The following is a 22,095-nucleotide window of genomic DNA, read 5'->3' as shown; positions in this document are numbered from 1 at the left end:
TCATTCTACTCAAAATTCATCTCTGCTTTAGCCAATACAGGATGGCACTTATCCTTCTCTGATAAGATTGGCTGCGATGTCGGCCAATCAATACCTAATGCCGGATCATTCCATAGAATGCCGCGATCATGCTCAGGAAAGTAATATTCATCGACTTTATATGCAACCACTGTATTCGACACAAGTGTACAAAAACCGTGAGCGAAGCCTTTCGGAACAAGAAGTTGCCGTTTATTTTCTTCACTTAAAATAAAACCCTGCCACTTCCCAAAAGTAGGAGAACTTTTCCGAATATCAACGACAACATCATAAATAGCTCCTTGCAATACCCGTACAAGTTTCGTCTGAGCCTTTGGATTTAATTGATAGTGTAACCCACGAATCACCCCAACCTGGGCGGAAAGCGACTGGTTATCCTGCACAAAATCAAAATCAAGTCCCAACTCAATAAACACTTTCTTGTTATAGCTTTCCATAAAATAGCCACGCGCATCCCCAAACACGTTTGGCTCCAAAAGATACACGTCTTTAAACGACGTTTTGATTGCTTTCAACGTATCTCACTCCATTGTTATTGGTTCTTTATGGCGACTCGCTAGCGCAACTAAATATTGGCCATATTCATTTTTCATCAACGGCTCAGCAAGTGCAAGCAATTGCTCACGCGAAATGTATCCCATACGATATGCGATTTCTTCTAAACATGCGACTTTCAAACTCTGACGTTTTTCAATTGTTTCAATGAATTGTGATGCTTCCAAAAGCGATTCATGCGTTCCTGTGTCAAGCCAGGCAAAACCACGCCCGAGCAATTCGACATGCAGTTCTCCCAGTTCCAAGTACGCTTTGTTGACATCAGTGATTTCGAGTTCACCACGAGCAGAAGGTGTAATATTTTTCGCAATGTCTACTACTCTGTTGTCATAGAAATATAGGCCTGTCACTGCATAACTGGACTTCGGTTCTTCCGGTTTTTCTTCAATGGAAATAACCTTACCCTGTTCATTAAATTCAACAACACCAAATCGTTCCGGATCTTTAACATTGTAGCCAAATATGGTAGCACCCGATTTACGGTTGGCAGCCCGTTGTAAAAGTTCTGTAAAGCCATGCCCGTAGAAGATATTATCACCTAAGACAAGGGCAATATTGTCATCACCGATAAATTCTTCTCCGATGATAAATGCCTGAGCCAGTCCATCCGGAGAAGGCTGAACAGCGTAAGATAGAGAAATACCTAGTTCACTTCCGTTACCTAATAATTGCTCGAAACGAGGTGTGTCCTCTGGAGTCGAAATGATGAGGATGTCTTTGATTCCCGCGAGCATTAGCACGGATAGCGGATAATAAATCATCGGCTTGTCATAAACGGGTAACAGTTGTTTTGATACCGCTTTTGTCAGTGGATAGAGACGTGTACCACTTCCGCCAGATAAAATAATACCTTTCATAAAATAACTCTCCTTGTTTACTGAATACAATTAGCAAACCGTAGCAATAAGCCTCCAAAATAATGATATTTCATCTTCAAGTTTCAGATAACTTTTAGTAATAATCCTTCAAGTCTTGGATCAAAAATCAACTTTAATTCACTTTTCAGTAATTCAGCCACCTTGCTATCTTTATCTCTAGGGGAAACGTATATAAACTTGCAACCTTTCTTCTTTAATTCTTGAATGTTAGCCTTTATATTTTCACCATTTTCATCATAAGCAAACATCCAACCCAACTGCTCCGAATAATACAAGACCGGATACTCTTCCCATCTCAATAAACCAATTAAACTCCTTCCATCGTTTGAACTATACTGGGCTAATACTTTCTTTAGGTTTTCTCCCTCTTGGCGTTGCAATTTTGCATAAGTAGCGTCTCCAGTAAATCCATATGATTTATATAGAAATAAAAGCTGTGTAATTAAAAGCAATGGAATTAAAACTAAGATAAGGTCCTTTGTACCATTCCAAATATTAAGCTTTCCAATAACATATTTAATATCCTGAAATCCCAATCCGCAAATTAAAGAAACTATAGGTACTGTAGGTAAGAAATAATATATATGATTTACTAATATGTTATATCCTGAAACATGCTCAAATAATACAACACAAAATAGCCATACAATTAATTCAAAGTGACATTTAGAAACGCGAAATACTCCCAATAAAAACACTAAAAATCCAATAGGAGCAAAATACATAATCATATACTTAAAAAATAGTTCCCAAAAGTCAATATCCACATATTTACTACCTAAATTTTTGAACACTTTATCACTTAAGATATTTGAGACATACGGAGTATCTGCATATTTATTAACTAACCAATAGTATAAAAGAGTTAATAAAAACCCTAGTACACCTACTCCGATTAAAAGAATTCGATCTTTTAGTTTAAACTTACCCAAGTTAATAACCCAAAGATAAAAATATACAGGTAACATATAAGCGTTTGTTAACTTTACCAGCATTGATAAAGTTAAAGAAACAAAAAACAGAACGAGCCTACAATTATTAGGACTAGATAAATATCTTTTAAAAAGCAAAAAAGTAATGAGAAGAAAGAAAATAACCTCTGACTCTGGCATAAATGTACTTGAATACACTATATATTGACTAGAAAAACAAAAAATGGTCAGAGAAAATAAACATCCTATTTCCGTCAAATAATAACGAGAAATCTTATATATCGCCCAACAACTTCCTATATAAAATAACAATGATACAATTGGACCAAAACTTGTGTGTATGCCAAATATAGAATATAAAATCGCAACTAAAAGAGGCATTAATTGAAATTCTAGCCCTACTTTCATCGGTGGAACAGTATTAAAAGACTCTCCACGGTCTATTAAAGGCGTGAAAAATGTCATGGGATCCATATAAATGTTCCGAGCTATCGTAGCTACATCTAATTGTCTTAAAGAATGAACTGTCCCAATAACAACAGTTGAATCAAAATTCACTAATCTTGGAACTAAAGAAAGAAAGACTATCAACAAAGCTATAGTATAGACTTTATCCTTTTTTTTCATAACATCTTAACCTTTTCCTATTAATATAACCCCTATAATGATTACTAATAACCCTAGTACTTTGTAAAAAGTAACTGTCTCGTTAAAAAGAAAAATAGACATAATAAACACGAAAACATATCCTAGTGACACCATAGGGTAAGTATTACTTAGTTGACTTTGGGATATAACAACCATCCACAATAATGAACTTGATACAAAACAAACGAATCCCATTATAATAAATGGTGTAGAAAAAATAACATAAATTTTAGATAGTAGTTGATTTAATGAAACCCCCCCTACTTTAGTCATGCCCATTTTTAGAAGTATTTGCCCTAAAGAGCCTATAAATATTGATACAATAGCTAATGAGATACTTTTCACTCGCTAACCTCTCAAATATTATTTTTAATCTATCATGCATCACCAGTGTTGCATAAAAACTAAAGTAAAAAATAGATGAATAATTTAAATAGTTATTTTTAACCATTCGATAAAAAACGAAAATCCTAATTAAAAGGTTGCCTATTTGGCAAATTATTATATTTGCTACTTTCTTATCCAAAGCTAGGGAATCAAGCGCCTCCCCTGCTTCTTTTGTCGCCTACGTGACATTCGCTTGGGTCGATAATAAATAGGTTTCTACCATTTTTTTATACAGCTTCCACAAATAACTTCTCAAGAGTCGAAACAATTATAGTAATGTGAGTTCTGCTTTCGTCTCAATTTTGATAAGCAAATGAAGGCAGTAGTAAATCAAGGCGATGAGCACTTGATTCGCTACGTTTTTTTTCACTCGTACCATAAAACGTTTTAATTCTGGTATGCTACTTTAGCCATTAAAAAAACAGTTCAATCGCCCAACGAGAACGATACATATAGCTGATTTCTTCTGCTTCTAGATCAAAACGATTGGTCAGAATCCAAAGTACATTGCCCTTTGTATCTACTGTTTTAATCAAACGTAGATCATTGTCCATTCGTTTCTGTGGTGTGCCTACCAATACCATCTCGTCCGAAAAAACAGAGTTGTTTTCTGGTAAATGAAAAGAGTAGACCATTCGTGTGACTGCATTTTTATTTAGACGAGTCACGAAGAAAATGCCATAATCTGATCAAACACATAAGTCACATCCGTTTCATTAATCAACACATCTATCCAGGTACAATTGCTTGCTTTTGCTTCCGTTACGATAACTTTTTCAGGAAAAACGTCTTGCTCGTTTTGGTAAACAAGACGAAGGTGAATTTTGACTCCTGATTTTGTTTTACGGAACGTTGCCCATTTGTATTTGGTTAAACAGAGTGAAATCGTAGAAGAATCGATGATTTTCATGTCTTGTTTCCATATACAAGGTATACTATGTATGTGGGCGAATTTGGCAAACCAGATCCATAAACAGTGTGGCAAAGATAACGGAATCGACTTGATTATATTTACGTGAAAATTACAAAGCCCCAAGGTAAAACAAGAATCTTTTGAAAACCTCCATTCAGCGCATCTGCGGTGATATCGCGAAGCCCATTTCTCGATTCCAGTTGGGCGTGAAGAAAAAAGCAAAAGATAGGCGCTTGTCATCAGCTTTTTCACATATTTGTCCTGCCCGCTTTCCTGAATCTGTCGGCAAAATTTTTCTCAACCAATCGGTGCAACCCATTTACCAAATGACGAAAATAGTATATTCTTGTCCATAGCTTATTTCTTTTACGTTGGATTTGGACAAAAACCTCTTGCACTTTCCAGTGAGTGTAAAGGATTTTTTACGGATAAATACCGGAAATTATTCTCTAAAATTTAATGCAACGCTAGTGATCATAAATTTAATAATTACTTTCTATTCGCACCCTCTCTATAACTCTTTTGTTTCTTTCGATTATATCTCTACTTTTGGAGATTAAATTTATGTAGCGCTTGATTGTTTTAACAATTTTCATCTTGCTTTTCCCTTCTTTTTTATCGTAGCGTAAAATCAGCCCTACTTCACCGATATTAGCCCCTATTAAATTTAGTTTAATTAAAATTTCAGCCATACATACAAATCCGGTTTCTTCTACAAATTTATTATTAAATATTGCATATGCTTTTTTGATTATGGACGCAGAATAAGCTCTATAACCGCAAGTATAATCGCGTACACCAGATATTTTGAAAAAAATCTTAAGAGTAACACTAGCGCCCATACTTAAGATTTTCCTATGCAAAGATAAGCCGATTTCTTCTCCTCCCTCTATAAATTAAAGTTTTTCTTACAAATACTCACGTATTCTCATGATATCTTGATTTTTATAAACAAAGCTTCAGTAAGACTTTTGAATAGATTAAAAATATTGGAAGTGGGGGGCGTAGCCCATTAGAGACCTATGGCCTGTTTGTTAAAATATGGTTGCACATTGGATCTCCACACGGCTCATGGCGGTGTACCCTCCCATGTCTCTCAGGATCTGCTGTCCCTACTTTCCTTCGTTCAACCTGTCCATGAGGTGGAGGCCAGAGATGCTCCTTTTCAGGGTCAATGCCCGCATGGTGAAAATAATTCTGGCTTCTCCGTGCTTCGTTTTTTATCAAGATATCAAGTAAGAACGTATACCAAGAAAGAAACGACTGAAAGATTTATGCAGCGAAAAAAGAAAGTCCTTGGCTGCATAAAGGCGTAGCTTTCATCATCTTGTTCACATCAAAATCCACTTGTTTACGAGCCAGCACAAACATAATCCGAAGAAGACGACAACAAAGGGCAATCAATGACTGCTGCTTGCGAAGCGGATTCTGCTGTCGGGTCGTATAATACACATGAAGTGCCTGAAATGCCGGATTTTTGGCGACCAGAGGTCGGATCACCCTGTACAGAAGTGCACGAAGTCGTGGACGTCCTCGTTTCGTAATCCGTGTTTTCCCTCTGTGCTTTCCTGAGCGATTTTCTTTAAGGTTCAGACCCGCCAGCTTTTGAAGTTGACGGGGGTGCTGGTATCGGGATAAGTCACCGACCTCTGCGAAAAAGCTGGCAACCGTGATGATTCCCATGCCTGGAATCGTCAGAATATGCGCTACACCGGGAATGTCGTTTAGGAAATCTTCGATTTCCTTCATCACTTGTTCAAGCTGTTGCTGCATTACTTCGTAAGTTGTAAGCAGTGTTCGCAGTTCTAATCTCGCCATTTTTGTGCCTTCACGCAGGCCAACAGACTGTCTCGCCTGTTCTACAAGTTCATGAGCTCGTTTTGGCCGTAGTCCTCTCTTGATGATTTCCTTCCATGTGGTCAAAATGCCAGACACACCTGCTTGAAGGATATCTTGAGGCAGTGGAAAGCGTTTGAGCGTTTCTAATGCCGCTTTGCCTTCCCAGCTTGTAAACACCGTTAAGAATTCCGGAAAATAGCGATCTAACCAGTTGTGTACCTTGGCTTGCGTGCGTTGAAGCTCGCTTGCGAGGTGGTCTCGTATTTTCACAGCTTCCCGCAGTTCAGCGTATACGCCGGTCGGGAAATAAGGGGCAGAGTACCGTCCATCTTTGACGAGCTGTGCAATCACGCGTGCATCTTTTGGATCATTTTTGGTCGGTGAATTATCATCCAGCTCTTTTGACTTTTTTACATGCATGGGATTGACGACCACAACCGGAACTCCGCGACTTCGTAAGAAAGCCGCTAAGGTCATCCAGTAATGTCCTGTTGGTTCCATTCCTACAATGACCTCTGTTTTTTCGTGTTCTGTCATTAAGCTTTTCATCCAGTGACAAAATGCATCAAATCCCTGGCGTGTGTTTGAAAAGGAAAAAGCTTTTCCGTACATAAGCCCACGGTCATTTTGTGCGCGTGCTACATGTTTGTGCTTCGCGATATCTACGCCTACAATCAAGGTGGATTCTGTAATTTGAGAAATGCGTTGGTTTTGTGTATAATTCATGGTGAGTACCTCCTCTGTTATTTAAGGGTCGCCTGCAGGTCGACACCTCGTATGTTAACAGGAGGTACTTTTTTTATCCAATCGTATTTTCATTCATTACAGGAATGCTCCTTTAGCATAACGAGAAGCTATTACAACATCTAATTTTTCTGTTTTTATCTTTTGTACCATACTTTCTATTAAAGCTGGATCATGGGTATTGTCAGCATCTAAGGCAATAACAACATCTTCACTCGAAGAAACTTTAGCTGTATATTCTAGACCATTTCTCATAGCAACCCCTAAACCTTGATTAGTACCATGGTCTATAATATGAATTGGCATTGTCTTAGCATAATGCTTAGCAACAGATAGCGTATTATCCTTACTACCGTCATTTACAATAACTACTTCATAAGTGAAGTTTGATTCATTAAATAGTCCCTTAATCCTTTCCAACAAAAGTGGTAAAGCTTTCTCTTCATTAAAGCACGGAAGCAAAATAAAATTCTTCATACCCCAGTCCCCCATATATTTATGAATTAAATTTATCAAAAATACTTCTTGCTGTAAGAATAGGTTTATCTCTAGATGGTATTGCAAAATCAAAATAAATATCCAATATTATGAATTAGAACGCAGATTTGAAAGTGAAATTCGTAACAATTTTTTTCACACTAGTGAGGTTTTTCAAGCCCTAGATTATTTTTAAGGCAACATGCTCAATTGCTGTCTGTCATATAAACTACTTTGCAGAACAGGACTGTCAACGAACACAAAATTTAACTTTTTTAATTATCAAATCGCTCAACACTTGTTTGCGAAGGCATAAAAGAACATTAAAGGATGTAGTTCATCGGAAAGTTCGGCAATACAACGCCAATCAAGGATAACATTAAAAAACTCAACAAGCTTCCATTAAAGAAGGAATCCCAAGACACTTCTTAAAAAAGAAGCTTTTTATCATGGTTCAGTGTAAAATCTCTAGTCTCCCTAAATTATAATAAGGAGGTTCATGTACATTTTTGAACCTCTCCTGGCTAAAGCCATGAGATTCCTGCGCTATCACTTCCAATAAAGTGAGAATTAGCAGGCTCTACGAATAGTTCCTGCCCCGAAAAAGTAAGATACGTGTACGCCTAACTCGACTCTCTCACCTACTGCTTAGTTTTCGTTTTTCAGCGAAAGAGGGCGAACGAAGGTTGAGTGTTTTACGGTATAGACCGCTTCCTACACCAACCTCATACATTCAGTTTTCAATAAGCAATCTGCACAAGCTACCTAATTATAGCATAATATCGGACAACTTAGATAACTAAAGCTATCTCTTGCCCGAGCGTTCTTTCATCTCATGTTTAAAAACGCGAGCGTTCAGAACGCATTTCATAAAGTCAATGTAAGCAAAAAAATGGCAAATGAGCATCCACCTCGTTAAGAATAGGGTTTGCAGTTACTCGCCATTCTTGCCAAACGAACGGATTTTTTATTCTCAATATTCAATGAGTATGCGTTTTGCAACATTATCAAATACTACAGAATTGAGTACTTATTGTTTAATCGAGAAATCTTCTCTATCAAGAGTTAAATTCGGATTATAAAAAGGATCCTTCGATAACAAGCTTCCCCAGCAATTTTGCAAACGAACACATTCAGAAAGAAACCTCTCTTGTTTCTCAGTTGTATCTTCAAATCCTCGGCTTTTTGATTCATGATGGTATAAGTGAACATGCATCAACGCAACATTATAATAGCCTTTTTCGTAAAGCTTTAAACAAAAGTCTACGTCATTTAAAGCAATCTCAAAGCTTTCTGTAAATCCACCTACCAATTCAAATAATTCTTTTCTAACCATTAAACATGCACCTGTTACCGCAGCATAATTAGATGCTACAACTAAGCGCGAAAAATAACCTAGATCATCTTTTTCAAAATGCTTATGACCATGGCCTGCAATCCCATTGATACCTAATATAATACCAGCATGTTGAATTGTATTATCAGGATATAATAGTTTTGCACCTACAGCCCCTGTCTTTGTTCGCAAAGCATAGCCAGCCATCTCTTCTAACCAATTTCCAGTAATAACCTCAATATCATTGTTTAATAAGACAATCAAATCTCCCTTTGCAAACTTAACAGCCTCGTTATTTAACTTAGCATAATTAAAAGGGGTATCCATCCGAATAATTGAAACCAGATGATCTTTTCTTTTTTCCCACTTACTAAAAACATCAAAAGTTTTTTGCTCTATACTTCCATTATCAACAACAATAACTTCATAATTTCTATACGTTGTCTTTTGAAAAATGGATGATAGACAAGTATCAAGAAGTTCAGCTTTATCACGAGTCAAAATAATTATTGAAATAAGAGGTTGCGCTACTACATCATAATGAATACAATATCTTCCTGATAACCCTTCTATCTCTTCTACTCTTCCTTTTTCTCCCCTCCTTTGCAGTGCCTCTTCCAAGGCTCTTAATGCTGCTTTGTTAGTATATTTCTTAGCCTTAGCACTCAATGAAGTAGATTGTTTAATAGCTCTCCAGTGATATAAAACCTTAGGTATATGAAAAACATTTTCTGTTTCTTCTGTAAGTCGTAAAACCAAATCGTAGTCTTGGGCACCTTCAAAACCAATCCGAAACCCACCAATCTTACGAATTAAACTGGTTCGATATACACCTAGATGGCAGGTATACATTTGTGATAACAGTAAGTCGGGTGACCAATCCGGCTTAAAATAAGGGGCAAAACGATTGCCCCTCTCATCTATTTTGTCTTCATCACTATAAATCATATCGGCATCTGGATATTTATTAAGCAATTTTGCGTTTTCATATAAAGCATCAATGCTAAGTTCATCATCATGGTCTAAACATGCTATAAACTCCCCATTTGCTATAGACAATGCCGAATTAGACGCTCGAGAAATATGCTGGTTTTCCTCGTGGCAAATAACTTTAATGCGAGCATCTTTTTTACGATAAAAATCTAACAGGCTATTTATATATTCTTTATCTGATCCATCATTGCAAATACACAACTCCCAATAGGGATAAAGTTGGTTTATTACAGACTTAATACACTTCTCTAACCATTTTTTCTCTGTATTGTAAACTGGAAGGATAATTGAGAATAGCGGCTTGTATGGCATATTCTCTATCTCTTTTTCTATCTCCAATTTTCTCTCTAACGAAAGAGCATTATTTTTTATCCATTTAGCATAAGCAAATCTGTTGTAAAACTTTCGCTTAACTTTTTCTATAGATAAATATACTCCTAAATTCTTTAGAGACCAAAGTCCTTTAATTAGCAAATGTCTCACGGTAAAATACCAACTTTCGATTTGTTAATTAACTTCTTTAACATCCACTTTCGTAAATATTTCTTCTAATATATCAATGGTAGGCTCCCATCTCCATTGAGAGGCGGTATTTTCACCATTTATAATCAAAGCATCTCGAAGTTCCTTATTCTCAATTAATTCTTTTACAGCTTTATGTGCTCCCTCTATATCTCCTTGTTTTACAACTAAAGCGTTGTAGTTATGTTTGATATATTCGTCATAACCAGTAACTTCTCCTACGACACATACCCCTCCACATGCCATCATTTCAAGAGGTGGTCCAAAAAAACCTTCTACACGACTCATCTTTAAAAGAATGTCGCAACTAGAATAGATGTTTTTCATCTTATTCATTGGAACTTTCTCAAAAAACTGATCGCATTTCCATTCTGGTTTGGGTTTTCCAGCGGAACTTACACACCAAACTTCACAATCTAAACCTTGTACCGCCTCAAACGCATCCTTCATACCTTTAAAAGGGATATCGATAGGGCCTTCCAGCAAAACTCTTAACTTATCTCCTTTAGGTATTAATGGTTCTGCCTTATGAATAATCTCTTCATCTAGCCCATTAGGAACATAGTACGCATTCTGATTAAAATTCTCTTTCAACCAACGCTGTATCCACTTTGCTTCGGTCATATATTCGTAATTAAACTTGTAAGAATTCCAGGCTAATTGATATTCCTTAGATTCCTTTGGATGGAAGCGACTTTCATCAGATTGAACAAAATAAATTTTTCTTTTGGCGGGTATTCTTTCTATTGTATATGCTGTGCTCCACCCAGTAGCTACTACAATATCTAAGTTATCTGGAACTTCTTCTAAAGAAATAATTTGAACTTGTTGATTAGGAAACCAATCTATTGATTTTTTTTCATCTTCAGTAATTAAAGTAACGTCATAACCACGTTTAAGAAGACGATTAACATGTTGACAAATAACTGCTATACCACCTGAAATCCCACATCCTGGAATAACATATGCAATCTTTGGCTTTAATTTAGGGATTATTACGTGCTCTTCCAGCATTAGGTTATACCAATGCCTATCCTCTTCTTTATACTTAAGCTCCAAATTATTACCATGAAGTCTTAAGTTTGTTAAGATTTTGGGTATAGCTTTAAATTTATATTTTTTATATGCCATACGCAGCCAGAGTTCATGATCCTCACGATATTTCATTGTAGTCTTGAGACCACCAACTTCTCTCAGCGCTTCAACCTTAGCCATAACCGTACTCTGACACGGCACACAAATTTCCTTAAGCATTTCATAATCACAGTCAGGACTAAATATTTCTTGCTTGTCCTTTATATCAATATCTCGGGTACCATCTATTAGAGCACGCCAACCTCCGTATACAACATCAACTTTATATTTTTCAATATAATTTAATGAGAGTGCAAGTCTATCTAGATCAGCAATATCATCACTATCTTGAAATGCTAAATATTTCCCCCTAGCCTCTTTAATAGCCTTATTCCTTCCTCTAACTGCATTGCCGCTATTATTAAGGAATTTAAAAATCCTGACTTTAGGATGATTTCTATAGGAATCTACTATTTTTAATGTTTCTTCAGGTGAGCCATCACAAACCAGAAGCAGTTCAAAATCTTGAAACGATTGGTTAAGTATAGATTCGATACTCTCAACCAACACATCTGTTCGATCATATATTGGAATAACTACAGAGATTAAAGGTTCACTAGAGGCTTTGAGTATGTCTACATCACGTAAAATCTTATTCTCAGGTTTAGAGATTTTAAATAATTTACGAAAAACTAATGAAGGATTATTTATTGCTTTAGTAAATAAATGTTTTATACGTCGATATTTACTGACAGCCTTCCATGCTTTCGAAGTATAGATTAGTTTTAATTCATTTTCTTTGCTTTCATTTAATTCCAATAAGTACTTTAAATTCTCTTCTTTTTGCTCGTTTAATTCCAATAGATATTTTAAGTTTCTTTCTTTTTTCTCGGTTTCTTTTAAGTAAAAGTTTACTTGCTTCTGGTATTTACTTGCTTCTGCCTCTTTTTCTTGATGAATGTCTTTTAATCTCAGCTTCAAATCTTCGGTTTCCTCATAAACTTTACACAATAAGTTTTCTTTTTCCTTTATAATTTCTTTAAGATAGTTTACGTTTAACTCCTTCTGATCCATTTCTCTATTTAAATTTTTATAAATATTATTTAACTGAATAGAAAAATCGTAAAAACCAATAATAGATTTATCACCTTGCTCGTTTATCGCCTCTTTATATAGACATAATAACTCTTCTGAGATCACATTAATATCGTGATATTTTTGTATAATAGCTAAATTCTCTTTAGTTATTTCACTACTATAATTTTGTAACTCTTCTATAAAGGAATATTCATCATACTTAATACTATTCGTTCTCCCAGAGAAGTTTTTCTTCCGAAGTTCTGTATAATTAAACGGGGTTACAATTCCGTCCCCCCCGTTATAATCATATACAAAAGCCACTCTCTGACAAGCCATAGCTTCTAATATTCCTCTTCCCAAAGAAACTACTATATCGGCATCATTAATTTTTTTCTCAACTTGCCATTCAACTTTTTCAGATTGTCCTATCACTTCTAAATCTAAGTCTAATTTTTTACAGGCAGATGAAATTGTATTTATGACTTCATCAGTAAAGCGATTTGATAGCAATAGAATTTTTTCTGGCGCTTTATTAATTAACTTAACAGAAGTGAATCTTTCTAATTCTATTCCGTTACGGATAATCTCAATTTTAGAAGGATCAATATCATATCTGGAAATCAAGCTTTCTTTAATTTCCTCACTTATAGCCACATAACGATAGATGTTGGGTAAAAAAAGCGGTTGTTCTTGCCATGGAAGAACACCATGGCAAACATACACCATAGGCTTGTTGTAAAAACGGGTATAAGCGATAATTGCTTCCATTCTATGTTGAGCATGAATGATATCGAGGTCGTAAGGAATTTCATCGATTTTATCAGTTACAAAAGCACCTATTTCCAACAATTTTTTTGCTAATTTCCCTAACTTGGTTGAAAAGCAAAATACTTCATGCCCTTTTAAGAGTAAGCTTTTGGCTAAAGTATATGTATAGGTCCCTGTACCGCTATAGCTTTGTAAGTCATTAACTGTAAGCAATATTTTCATCTTTCTCTTCCCCTTCATTTTCCGAAAACCCACCGTGAATAATCACTGCGTTCGAGAAAAGTTCTTTACCCCACTGATAAAGCGGAGTACCAAAATCAGAAATTGTATGGATAGCCTTCCCTTTTCGTTTCTCCCATTTTTCACCGTAAGGGATATACGGAAAATGTTTGATATAGTAGTTGCATGTTTCTTCCCAATGTTGAATCGAGAGTGCCTTTCCGTAATGCTGACATTTAAATAAAGTTTTAACTTTTGAGCTTTTAGGATATATAGGCTCTCTCGAATCATCCCCTAAAAAAGTAATTCCTTCCTCATTCGCTCTCCAGAGCATGATAATATCTCTTCTTTCAGGTCCAAAATATTTTCTTAAATTTAAAAGAGGCTGTCCTTTTTTGTAGGGAGCGTGATCATTAGGAGTTAAATATGCATCAAATAGTGAAATACGAACTAACGATACTTCTTTGCTGCTCTCAGAACAGACAAATTCTCTTATATTTCCCATATATCTTTCATCAGCATCAGCACAAAAAATCCATTCTGGATTGAATTGCTTTGCTAACTTTAACAATTGTAGCCGATCTGAGGTTTCACACTTAATTCTTTCTTCTGGTTTTTGTTTCCATTTGAAATTTTTTATAATACAAATCACTTTTGGATGCTTACTTAGTAAGTCAAATGTTCTGTCAGTACTTGCATCATCATAGCAAATAATTGCATCGCTAAATTTCGCTAGATGATTTAAAGTATCTTCAATTATCAACTCTTCATTTCTTACTCGCAAAATGCAAAATATTTTTCTTGTCTGTGGAATTCTTGTTTTGTAAGTATATATTCTTTTTTTATCAAACACTTTATAAAAAAGGCTTAATACTCCCATAAGTGCTTACTCCTAAAAAAACCATCCGCAATCGGGATACCGTGTTTATTTTTTTTGCTTTCAACCAGAAATGTTGCTACATATTCAGCTTTGTCATATGAAAACATTGCTAGTTCATCGGAAATAGATACGGTAATGTAGTATCTCCCTCTGGTAAAATCATTTTCAGGAATAACAAGTGTAAATTTGGAATAAGTTTTATCAAAATAGATATCATCTCGAACCGTATTAAATAATGTAACTATATTTCCTTTAGAATCGTAAATAATAATTCCGACACCATACTCAGTTATTTCTTTATAAAAATCTAACTCAACGGAGATTTTTATAGGTTCATCAATTAAATAATATTGCTTATCTAGTGTTACATTTTTTATTGATATTGTTTTTTCTTGAGCAGAACTATTACTTATCGTATTAACTTTTATCTTCTCCTCCTTAGTAATAGAGTCTTGATATGCCGAACAAACTAAATCTGCTTGACCATCCATTTGAACACTACCCTCACTAATCCAAATGGCTCGATCGCAGAAGTTTCTTACGCTAGTTAGGGAATGGGTTACAAACAGAATAGACTTTCCTAAATCTCTGAAACGCTTCATTTTTGTAAAGGACTTTTCTTGGAATTGCATGTCTCCTACAGATAACGCTTCATCTACAATCAATATATCTGGTTCAATATTTATTGCTACGGAAAATGCCAACCTAGCAAACATCCCGCTTGAATATGTTTTTACAGGCTGATATACAAAATTCCCGATATCAGCAAACGACAAAATATCATCTAGCCGTTTATCCATTTCTTGTTTTGTAAATCCCATAATAGTTCCATTTAAATAGATATTCTCAATCCCTGTTAATTCAGGATTAAAACCTGCACCAAGTTCAAGCAAAGCTGAAATTTTCCCATTTATCTGGACTTCTCCAAAAGTCGGTGTTAAAACACCAGTAATGATTTTAAGAAGAGTTGATTTTCCAGAACCATTCTTGCCAATGATACCAACCGTTTCCCCCCTTTTAATATCAAAAGACACGCCTTTAAGCGCATAAAAATCTTTGTGATAAATTTTACGAAGTGGGTGAAGAGATTCTTTCAAGCGATCTACCGGTTTATCATATATCTTATATGCTTTTTTCAGATTTTCTACTCGAATCGCAATGTTGTCATTAGACATACAACAACGCTCCTTTTACAATACATCAGCAAAATGCGGACGAAGCTTTTTAAAAACAAAAATACCTATAATAAACAACCCAAACGTAACAGACCAATAATACGCTGTTAGTTTATAATGATGCCAAAACCAAATATGGTGGATAAACGTATCCCTATATCCCTCAACAATGTAGTACATAGGATTTAACTTCATTAAAAAATGATACTTTTCCGGAACAATTTTCATAGAGTAAAAAATCGGAGTAAGCCAAAAACCGAACTGTAATATCATTGCAATGATCTGACCCACATCTTTTAAAAAGATAATAAGAGAAGATGTAATCCAAGAAATTCCTAGTACTAGCATCATCATCGCAAATGAATAATACAGCACCTGCAAACTATATACGTTCGGATAATATCCATAAATAGCAAACATCAAAAACAATACACATATAAAAAATGAATGAACAAATAATCCAGACGTAATTTTTACGAAGGGCAAAATGCTGACACGAAACACTACTTTTTTGACAAGATAACTGTTTTCAATAATAGACGTAGTAGCACTATTTAGCCCATCAGAGAAAAAAAACCATGGTACCATTCCACAAATTAGCCACAAAATAAATGGAAAATTATCGACAGGCATTGACTTAAATCCAACTTGAAATACAAACCAAAAAATCAAAACCATAATGGTTGGCTGTATAAAAGCCCAAACAATACCGAGATAAGAACCCAAATATCTAGATCGAAAATCCTTTTTTGCTAGCTCCAGAATCAGGTTTCGACTCTGAAATAGTGATTTAATAAAAGATGATAGCTGTCCCATTTATATGCTAAACCTCGCCTTTCTCTCCCCACACAATCAGTGCTTTTTCTTGTTCAAACTTCTCTCGCAAACTCTTAAACTCTTCCCTACTCAGCACCAGCGTTCGAATCTTCCTATGGATTAGTTCTTCCACTTTCTCTACTAATCCCTGCAAGTACGCCTTATCAATCCCACCAACAATAACAAGGTCAATAATTCCGGAATCAATGCCTCTCGCATAGTCACCCGTAATAAGCGCGAGTTCCACGTTCCCCAGCTTCCAGATAACCTCTTCTATCAACCGATCAATTCCTATGTACTTCTTCACAATGCTATGTAAATCATCAAACAGCGCATGCCTGCGGTTCGCACGATATACTTTCGTTCGCCCTTCATTCTCCGACTCCAACAAACCCGCCTCTGTAAGCCGATTTAATTCCACACGCACTGCATTCGTTGACTCACCAAACTCATCAGCTAGGGAACGTAAGTATGCTTTCATTTCTACATTAAGGAAGAATTTCAAAATCAACTTAACCCTTGTTTTTGATGTAATTAAGTAATCTAACATTTTTCCTCCAGGGAACATACTACTACACACTACATAATTTATACAGAAAAAGTAAATGTTTTCCGAGTAATAATTTTACTCGTCTCTAGTTTAGACGTCAATAAATATTGTTAGTTGCTGTCAAAAACTTGTCTTTTTTGTCGAATTTCAATAAAACAAGAGGCCGGCGCAATAAGACGCCGGCCCCCTGATATTCTGCCGTTAATTCACTTTCTCTACTTCATACACCTGGTTATTCAGCAAATAAATCGCCACATTATCATTCTTCTTCAACCCACGCAGCAACGATTGTAGATTCACCTGGCGATTAAACAGGCTATCCGGCAGATAGTAGCTGCCCTTCGTTGTATAAATCCGATCGCCAAGCGGATCAAGCGAAGTAAAGGCAGCGTCCACCTTTGTCAGCACAACAATACTCTTAGCGCCGTTGGCGGCTTCTGCTACCTGGACGCGATTTCCAGGCTGCAGCGCGTTGATATTGGTGTATTGGCGGTCACCAATCTGGATGGTTGTACCGTATCCTGCCGTGAATTCCGTTGTCACTCCATTCAAGTCTCTTACGACGACTTTGCCTGTTTCAGCAGATACGGATATGACCTGCCCATATACACTTGGTACTACAGCAGCCGACTTCAACTCATCTCCCAGGTAGGTTACGCGCAGTACATCCCCTTTCTTCACGTCAGAAGGTTTTGGATATGGGATGCCCGGAATCGTGAAGGTGACACTGCTATTGATCGTAAAGTCACGGGAATTGCCGCGCTCATCCTGACCCGTGAGACGATTGGAAGAGGTAGAGCCATTTTCCGTAATACGGTAGACAAACGACCGTTCTACTTCGATCTCTGTCACTTTCGTTCCATCCAGCTTCATTGCGATCTTGTCGTTTGTTTGCAGATCGCGAAGTTCTTCGCCCCGTACATCATAGATGGTGATATCTACACGCGGGTCGACAACGTATACTTTCGTTTCACCGGTTTCCAGTTTTACTGTTAACAGGTTGTCCTCAGCGTTTACGCGAAGCACTTCGGCACGTACACGGTTATCCGCATTGATGTAGATGATTTTGTTGTCTTCATTCAATTGGATGGAGACGTTCATGTCTTTCTTTAATTCGGTTAGCGCCGTGCGGGAAGCCCCGTTAATCAGAAGCTCGGCGTTGTTGACGATTTCGTAAGCTTTGAGCTCTCCGTTGCTTCCTTTCAGGGACAGAATCCGGTTGGCTGTATCGATGGCGAAGATGCTGCCAGACAGCAAGTCCTTGTTGCTTTGTACGCTGCGGTTCTTGACCGCAAGCGAGGTAACCATGCCGTTTTGTACGTTGATTTCTACTTTATCGCCGACTTTGATATCCGCCAGTGTAGGCGCAAGCGCCCCGCTCAATGAAATTACTGCATTAGCCGCAACAGTATATGCCTTGATTTGTCCGTCTTCACTCTGGAGTGTAACAAATTTGTCCTGCGCACTGATGGCCTTGACTGTTCCCGTCTCTGCGCCACTGGTTTTTTCCGTTTCAACGGTAATTTTGCTGATAACAGTTCCGTTCATTTCAAGTTTAACAGCATCTCCAGGCAATAGGTCTCCAATGTATGGGAAGCGTTTTCCCTTGTAGTCTATGTATGTATTCTCGTTGTATTGATACGCTTCCAGTTTTCCGTTGGCGGCTTTAATCGTCAGTAATTGATTGTCTTCATCTACATCATACACATTGCCTTCGAGCGCTCTGGCTTTGCTTACAGACGTACGGAAAAGCTCGGTAATCTTACCGTCGGCATTCAGCGCAAATTCAACTTCATCTCCACTTGCAAAGTCGCTGAGCTTCATTTGCTGCGTGTCTTCCCCGATAGCTGCCTTCGCGTCTACCGGATAGGTCTGCAGGCTACCATCGGCCTTGCGCAATACTATCGTGCTGGCTTCAGCAAATACCTTCTCTACTGTCGCTTTCTCCCGTTTGGATTTTTGCTTGAAATTCACTACCTCTACATAAAGAGCCTGTCCGTCTTTGTCGATGACAAGCACCTGGCTATCCGGCTGAATTGCCGTGCTGACGGTTTTAATGTTTCCGTTATAGAGCTGGGTCTGACTTGTGAGCGTGTAGCGGGATTGTACTGTACCCTCTTCATTGGTGAGCGTTAATACGTTTCCGCTTATGCTCTGTACATATCCGATGTGCGTGTTTTCCGATTCAATATTGAGAAACTTCTCTCCCTTACTTAGCATCGTTACCATCTCTGCACGGGTTACAGCCTGGTTAGGTCTAAAAGAGGCTCCGGCACCTTCCTTATATCCGGAGATTAATTCATAATGTACAGCGGCGTTTACGTATGCCTTCGACCAGTCAGGGATAGACGAATTGTCGATAAACAAAGAGGCAGGTACAGTTGCCACTTCCGCTTCTTTGCCAATCATGCGAACCATAAGCTGGGCTACCCATGCACGGGAAGCCGGCATGTCCGGATAGAAACGCTTCTCGTCCGCTTTGATTAACCCCTTCGAAATGGCAAGGGCGACTGTTCCTTTTGCCCATTCCGGAACAGTATACGGGACAGCCACACTTTTATATTGCTCCGCCTCTTCGGCAAGCCCCATGTTGCGAACGGCCATAGCAAGCGCCTGTAGCTGCGTCACGCTTTGATCCGGCTTAAACGTTCCGTTTTCATATCCTGCCACTACGTTACGGAGTCCCATTTTTACAATATATTGATTGGCCCAGTGATTGCTGGCTACATCGGAGAATTTGCCGGGCGCGGAAGCCGCATTTGCCGTAAGCGGCAGAAGACCGTTCGCGCCAAGCAATCCTGCAAGCGTCAGGGGAACGATAGTGCGTTTGATGCGTTTCATTTCTCGCGGTCACTCCTCTTTTTTAGTTAGAATATCATTCTATCAATTCTATTCTAAAAGATTTTTTGGATAACGTATACTAGACGAAGATAAATTTGGAAATGTTGCATAAGAAAAACCCGCGGGCGTTGCCGCTCGTCCTTTTTCCGCACAGAAAACAACCGGCTGCACAGGCAGCCGGTCTCTTAATTAAAATGCCGGAATTTTAACGGGGACCGGCTGGCTTTTGCTTGTTCCGTCTCCTAGCTGTCCTGCATTGTTTTCACCCCATGCCCATACGGTTCCATTTTTTTCGACGGCAAAGTAGCTATTTGATTTGGCCCAGATTTGCTTAATGTTAGATAAATTACGCAGTTGGACAGGTGCGCTGTTCTCGTTCTTTTTATCCGTCTCTGATTGTGTTTGCGGCTGGCCCCATGTCCATACCTTTCCATCCTCGTCCAGCGCGATTCCATTCTTACCGCTTACGGAAATAGATTGGATGTGGGTCATGCTGCCGATTTGGAAAGGAATAAAACGGTTGTTTGTCGATCCGTCTCCCAATTGTCCTTTTTCATTCTGTCCCCAGCTCCAAACGGTGCCGTCATTTTTAAGAGCAAAGTTGCTGTTGTCCGCGATGATTAGCTGTTTAACACCGGATAACCCGGTTACCTGTACCGGAATGTCGCTTGACGAGCTGGATCCGTTGCCGAGTTGGCCAAATTCATTGCTTCCCCAGGCATACACGTTCCCGTCCTTCTGATATGCCAGCGCATAGTTTTTGCCTGCGACAATGCCTTCAACATCTTTCAACTTTTCGATTTTCACCGGACGATAACGGGTCTGCGTCGAATCATCGCCTAACTGCCCCATACGGTTATCTCCCCAGGCATACACTTTACCGTCACTCTTTACGGCAAATACACTTCCGGTGCCGCTGGCGATAAAAGTAATATCACGAAAATCCTGTATCTGCCTGGGTTTTGTAACCGTTGTGCCGTTCCAGTCGCCGACTCCCAACTGTCCGTATTTATTGCTTCCCCATGCCCATACGGTTCCATCTTTTTTAAGGGCGAGGCTATATCCGTTACCCTCGGCATCATTGGCAGCAATCACTGAGGTTACGTCCGTTAATTCTTTTATCTGTGTAGGAACATTTTTGGATTGAGTCGTTCCATCCCCTAATTCTCCGGATTTGTTTTCCCCCCAGGCCCAGACCGTACCGTCTTCTTTCAATGCCAGGTAATGCATCTTTCCTTTCACAATCGTGTTGACACCTGTTAATTCCTTGTACGCTTGAGGGGTTGAGATGGTTTTGTCCTGCTCTTTTTCTACCGGGAGGAAGCTTTCTTTTCCGCTTCTCCAGACCGCTCCCTTAGGACCAAGGAAAAACGTGTGCGTTTCATCTCCCTGAATACTGACAATCTCGTTCTGAATAGTAAATGATTGCTTTATGGGCTGACTTAGTTGCTTTCCGGATTTTGCGTAAATGTCTGTTTTTACATGCAGCGTGTACGTACGACCCGGTTCATAGCCGTTGCTTGGCGGTTTTACAATAATCGTCTTGTCTTGATCCGTAAATGTTTTCGTAACGGATGCCCGGGTTCCGAATTCGTCTGTTACAAATAGAGCGCTGTCGTCTACTGTATACGGTTCAACCGGGGTAGTGAAACGGATAACTAGCTTTGCATCGAAAGGAAGCCTGGCCTTCATGTCTGCTCCTGTTTCTACCTTAACATCAGCAACAGAAAATGTTCCTGTCTGGACTTGCTGTGCAGACACAGCGGAGATATCGGAAACCCAAACGCCGGAAACCAGACCTACGGCTGTAACGAGCGGAATAACTACTTTTCTTTTATTCATTTTTTATACCCTCTCTTACATGATTATGGATCTATTACCATTCTACTTCATTACAAGGCCATTTTAGAAGAAAATAATGCGATTCTCTTACAAATTAATGATTAATAGAAAAACAAATGTGGTGATTACGACAAATTGAGCTTCTCAGTGAAAATGATAAATAAATCTGCTATATCATGTGATATAATTTTCGATGAGATGAAGTGAAAGACATCGGTTAAAACCAGAAAGAGGAGCCGGAAACTGTATGAGCGATGAAATTCTAAAGCTAATTCTCGCCGAATTAAAAAGTCTCAAAAAAGGACAGGAAGAGCTCAAAAAAGGACAAGAAGAGTTGCAAGAAGTGGTAAGCGCAATCCGCGCCAGCCAGGAAACAATGAGCGCAGAAATGGAAGGGATGCGTAAAGAGATGCAGCAAAACTTTGCGCAAGTAAGCCGCCATATGCGTATGCTTGAGTCTGATTTAGATTTAATTGGAAAGCGCCAGTTTGAAAATGAAAAACAAATTAACCGCTTAAAAAGCCTGCACGAGCAATAGACTTCCGCAAAGTGAAGTCGCTTCGCAGGCCTCTTTTTTCTGTGAAAAT

At 38.1% G+C, this 22,095-nt stretch carries 17 protein-coding genes and 1 pseudogene; 1 reads left to right on the top strand and 17 read right to left on the bottom strand.

All coding sequences use genetic code 11. The annotated features are described in order from the left end of the window. Nucleotides 1-5 precede the first annotated feature (5 nt). From rfbC to ADA01nite_RS12920, 17 genes and pseudogenes are all read right to left on the bottom strand, one after another. On the bottom strand, nucleotides 6-554 hold the full coding sequence (gene rfbC, locus ADA01nite_RS12990) for a dTDP-4-dehydrorhamnose 3,5-epimerase (protein ID WP_146810517.1): 549 nt from the start codon (nucleotides 552-554) through the stop codon (nucleotides 6-8). 6 nt (nucleotides 555-560) lie between these two features. Further along, nucleotides 561-1,451 (bottom strand): glucose-1-phosphate thymidyltransferase RmlA, encoded by an 891-nt coding sequence (gene rmlA, locus ADA01nite_RS12985; protein WP_146810515.1) that lies wholly within the window; start codon nucleotides 1,449-1,451, stop codon nucleotides 561-563. A gap of 83 nt (nucleotides 1,452-1,534) precedes the next feature. After that, a complete protein-coding gene (locus tag ADA01nite_RS12980; RefSeq protein WP_146810513.1) occupies nucleotides 1,535-3,031 on the bottom strand; it encodes an ArnT family glycosyltransferase in 1,497 nt (498 codons plus the stop codon). 6 nt (nucleotides 3,032-3,037) lie between these two features. Then, a complete protein-coding gene (locus tag ADA01nite_RS23215; protein ID WP_443092722.1) occupies nucleotides 3,038-3,397 on the bottom strand; it encodes an EamA family transporter in 360 nt (119 codons plus the stop codon). Between the two features lie 361 nt (nucleotides 3,398-3,758). Then, nucleotides 3,759-4,074 (bottom strand): annotated as a pseudogene (locus ADA01nite_RS23210) (transposase); the annotation flags it as partial. Nucleotides 4,075-4,103: 29 nt separating this feature from the next. Further along, nucleotides 4,104-4,349, bottom strand: coding sequence for a hypothetical protein (locus ADA01nite_RS23205; RefSeq protein WP_246147330.1), 246 nt, complete (start codon nucleotides 4,347-4,349; stop codon nucleotides 4,104-4,106). Between the two features lie 485 nt (nucleotides 4,350-4,834). Then, a complete protein-coding gene (locus ADA01nite_RS12970; protein ID WP_146810511.1) occupies nucleotides 4,835-5,194 on the bottom strand; it encodes a glycosyltransferase family protein in 360 nt (119 codons plus the stop codon). 430 nt (nucleotides 5,195-5,624) lie between these two features. Further along, entirely contained in the window at nucleotides 5,625-6,917 is a 1,293-nt protein-coding gene (locus tag ADA01nite_RS12965; protein ID WP_146810509.1) for an IS110 family RNA-guided transposase, read from the bottom strand. A gap of 96 nt (nucleotides 6,918-7,013) precedes the next feature. Next, nucleotides 7,014-7,412, bottom strand: a complete 399-nt coding sequence (locus ADA01nite_RS12960; RefSeq protein WP_170230272.1) for a glycosyltransferase family 2 protein — start codon at nucleotides 7,410-7,412, stop codon at nucleotides 7,014-7,016. 1,030 nt (nucleotides 7,413-8,442) lie between these two features. Continuing rightward, nucleotides 8,443-10,224 carry a glycosyltransferase family 2 protein gene (locus ADA01nite_RS12955; protein WP_246147329.1) on the bottom strand — a complete coding sequence of 594 codons (1,782 nt, stop codon included), beginning with the start codon at nucleotides 10,222-10,224 and terminating at the stop codon, nucleotides 8,443-8,445. A gap of 24 nt (nucleotides 10,225-10,248) precedes the next feature. Then, nucleotides 10,249-13,407, bottom strand: coding sequence for a glycosyltransferase (locus tag ADA01nite_RS12950; protein ID WP_170230271.1), 3,159 nt, complete (start codon nucleotides 13,405-13,407; stop codon nucleotides 10,249-10,251). Further along, nucleotides 13,385-14,284: a glycosyltransferase family protein gene (locus ADA01nite_RS12945; RefSeq protein WP_146810503.1), complete on the bottom strand. Its 900-nt coding sequence runs from the start codon at nucleotides 14,282-14,284 to the stop codon at nucleotides 13,385-13,387. Before ADA01nite_RS12945 ends, ADA01nite_RS12950 begins: the two co-directional genes overlap by 23 nt. Beyond that, complete coding sequence (locus tag ADA01nite_RS22095; protein WP_170230270.1) at nucleotides 14,272-15,459, bottom strand: ABC transporter ATP-binding protein; 1,188 nt, start codon at nucleotides 15,457-15,459, stop codon at nucleotides 14,272-14,274. The genes ADA01nite_RS12945 and ADA01nite_RS22095 overlap by 13 nt, the downstream gene beginning before the upstream one ends. A gap of 15 nt (nucleotides 15,460-15,474) precedes the next feature. Beyond that, nucleotides 15,475-16,275, bottom strand: coding sequence for an ABC transporter permease (locus ADA01nite_RS12935; protein ID WP_146810501.1), 801 nt, complete (start codon nucleotides 16,273-16,275; stop codon nucleotides 15,475-15,477). A gap of 7 nt (nucleotides 16,276-16,282) precedes the next feature. Further along, nucleotides 16,283-16,825, bottom strand: a complete 543-nt coding sequence (locus tag ADA01nite_RS12930; RefSeq protein ID WP_146810498.1) for a winged helix-turn-helix domain-containing protein — start codon at nucleotides 16,823-16,825, stop codon at nucleotides 16,283-16,285. A gap of 201 nt (nucleotides 16,826-17,026) precedes the next feature. Then, a complete protein-coding gene (locus ADA01nite_RS12925; protein WP_146810497.1) occupies nucleotides 17,027-19,666 on the bottom strand; it encodes an S-layer homology domain-containing protein in 2,640 nt (879 codons plus the stop codon). Nucleotides 19,667-19,855: 189 nt separating this feature from the next. Next, nucleotides 19,856-21,508, bottom strand: a complete 1,653-nt coding sequence (locus ADA01nite_RS12920; RefSeq protein ID WP_146810495.1) for an RCC1 domain-containing protein — start codon at nucleotides 21,506-21,508, stop codon at nucleotides 19,856-19,858. Nucleotides 21,509-21,755: 247 nt separating this feature from the next. Between ADA01nite_RS12920 and ADA01nite_RS12915 the strand changes: the two genes are divergently transcribed. Next, the gene (locus ADA01nite_RS12915) at nucleotides 21,756-22,046 is read left to right on the top strand and encodes a hypothetical protein (RefSeq protein WP_146810493.1); all 291 of its coding nucleotides are present in this window, start codon (nucleotides 21,756-21,758) and stop codon (nucleotides 22,044-22,046) included. The last annotated feature ends 49 nt before the right edge of the window (nucleotides 22,047-22,095 follow it).

It is taken from the genome of Aneurinibacillus danicus (genome assembly GCF_007991215.1).
Lineage (GTDB): Bacteria > Bacillota > Bacilli > Aneurinibacillales > Aneurinibacillaceae > Aneurinibacillus > Aneurinibacillus danicus.
Note: the sequence above shows the minus strand (reverse complement) of the source record. Positions and strands in the feature narration are given on the sequence as shown.

Coding starts and splice junctions, on each gene's coding strand:
- rmlA (WP_146810515.1), bottom strand. CDS start 1,451: ATGAAAGGTATTATTTTATCTGGCGGAAGTGGTACACGTCTCTATCCA.
- ADA01nite_RS12980 (WP_146810513.1), bottom strand. CDS start 3,031: ATGAAAAAAAAGGATAAAGTCTATACTATAGCTTTGTTGATAGTCTTT.
- ADA01nite_RS23205 (WP_246147330.1), bottom strand. CDS start 4,349: ATGAAAATCATCGATTCTTCTACGATTTCACTCTGTTTAACCAAATAC.
- ADA01nite_RS12970 (WP_146810511.1), bottom strand. CDS start 5,194: ATGGGCGCTAGTGTTACTCTTAAGATTTTTTTCAAAATATCTGGTGTA.
- ADA01nite_RS12965 (WP_146810509.1), bottom strand. CDS start 6,917: ATGAATTATACACAAAACCAACGCATTTCTCAAATTACAGAATCCACC.
- ADA01nite_RS12960 (WP_170230272.1), bottom strand. CDS start 7,412: ATGAAGAATTTTATTTTGCTTCCGTGCTTTAATGAAGAGAAAGCTTTA.
- ADA01nite_RS12950 (WP_170230271.1), bottom strand. CDS start 13,407: ATGAAAATATTGCTTACAGTTAATGACTTACAAAGCTATAGCGGTACA.
- ADA01nite_RS12945 (WP_146810503.1), bottom strand. CDS start 14,284: ATGGGAGTATTAAGCCTTTTTTATAAAGTGTTTGATAAAAAAAGAATA.
- ADA01nite_RS22095 (WP_170230270.1), bottom strand. CDS start 15,459: ATGTCTAATGACAACATTGCGATTCGAGTAGAAAATCTGAAAAAAGCA.
- ADA01nite_RS12935 (WP_146810501.1), bottom strand. CDS start 16,275: ATGGGACAGCTATCATCTTTTATTAAATCACTATTTCAGAGTCGAAAC.
- ADA01nite_RS12930 (WP_146810498.1), bottom strand. CDS start 16,825: ATGTTAGATTACTTAATTACATCAAAAACAAGGGTTAAGTTGATTTTG.
- ADA01nite_RS12925 (WP_146810497.1), bottom strand. CDS start 19,666: ATGAAACGCATCAAACGCACTATCGTTCCCCTGACGCTTGCAGGATTG.
- ADA01nite_RS12920 (WP_146810495.1), bottom strand. CDS start 21,508: ATGAATAAAAGAAAAGTAGTTATTCCGCTCGTTACAGCCGTAGGTCTG.
- ADA01nite_RS12915 (WP_146810493.1), top strand. CDS start 21,756: ATGAGCGATGAAATTCTAAAGCTAATTCTCGCCGAATTAAAAAGTCTC.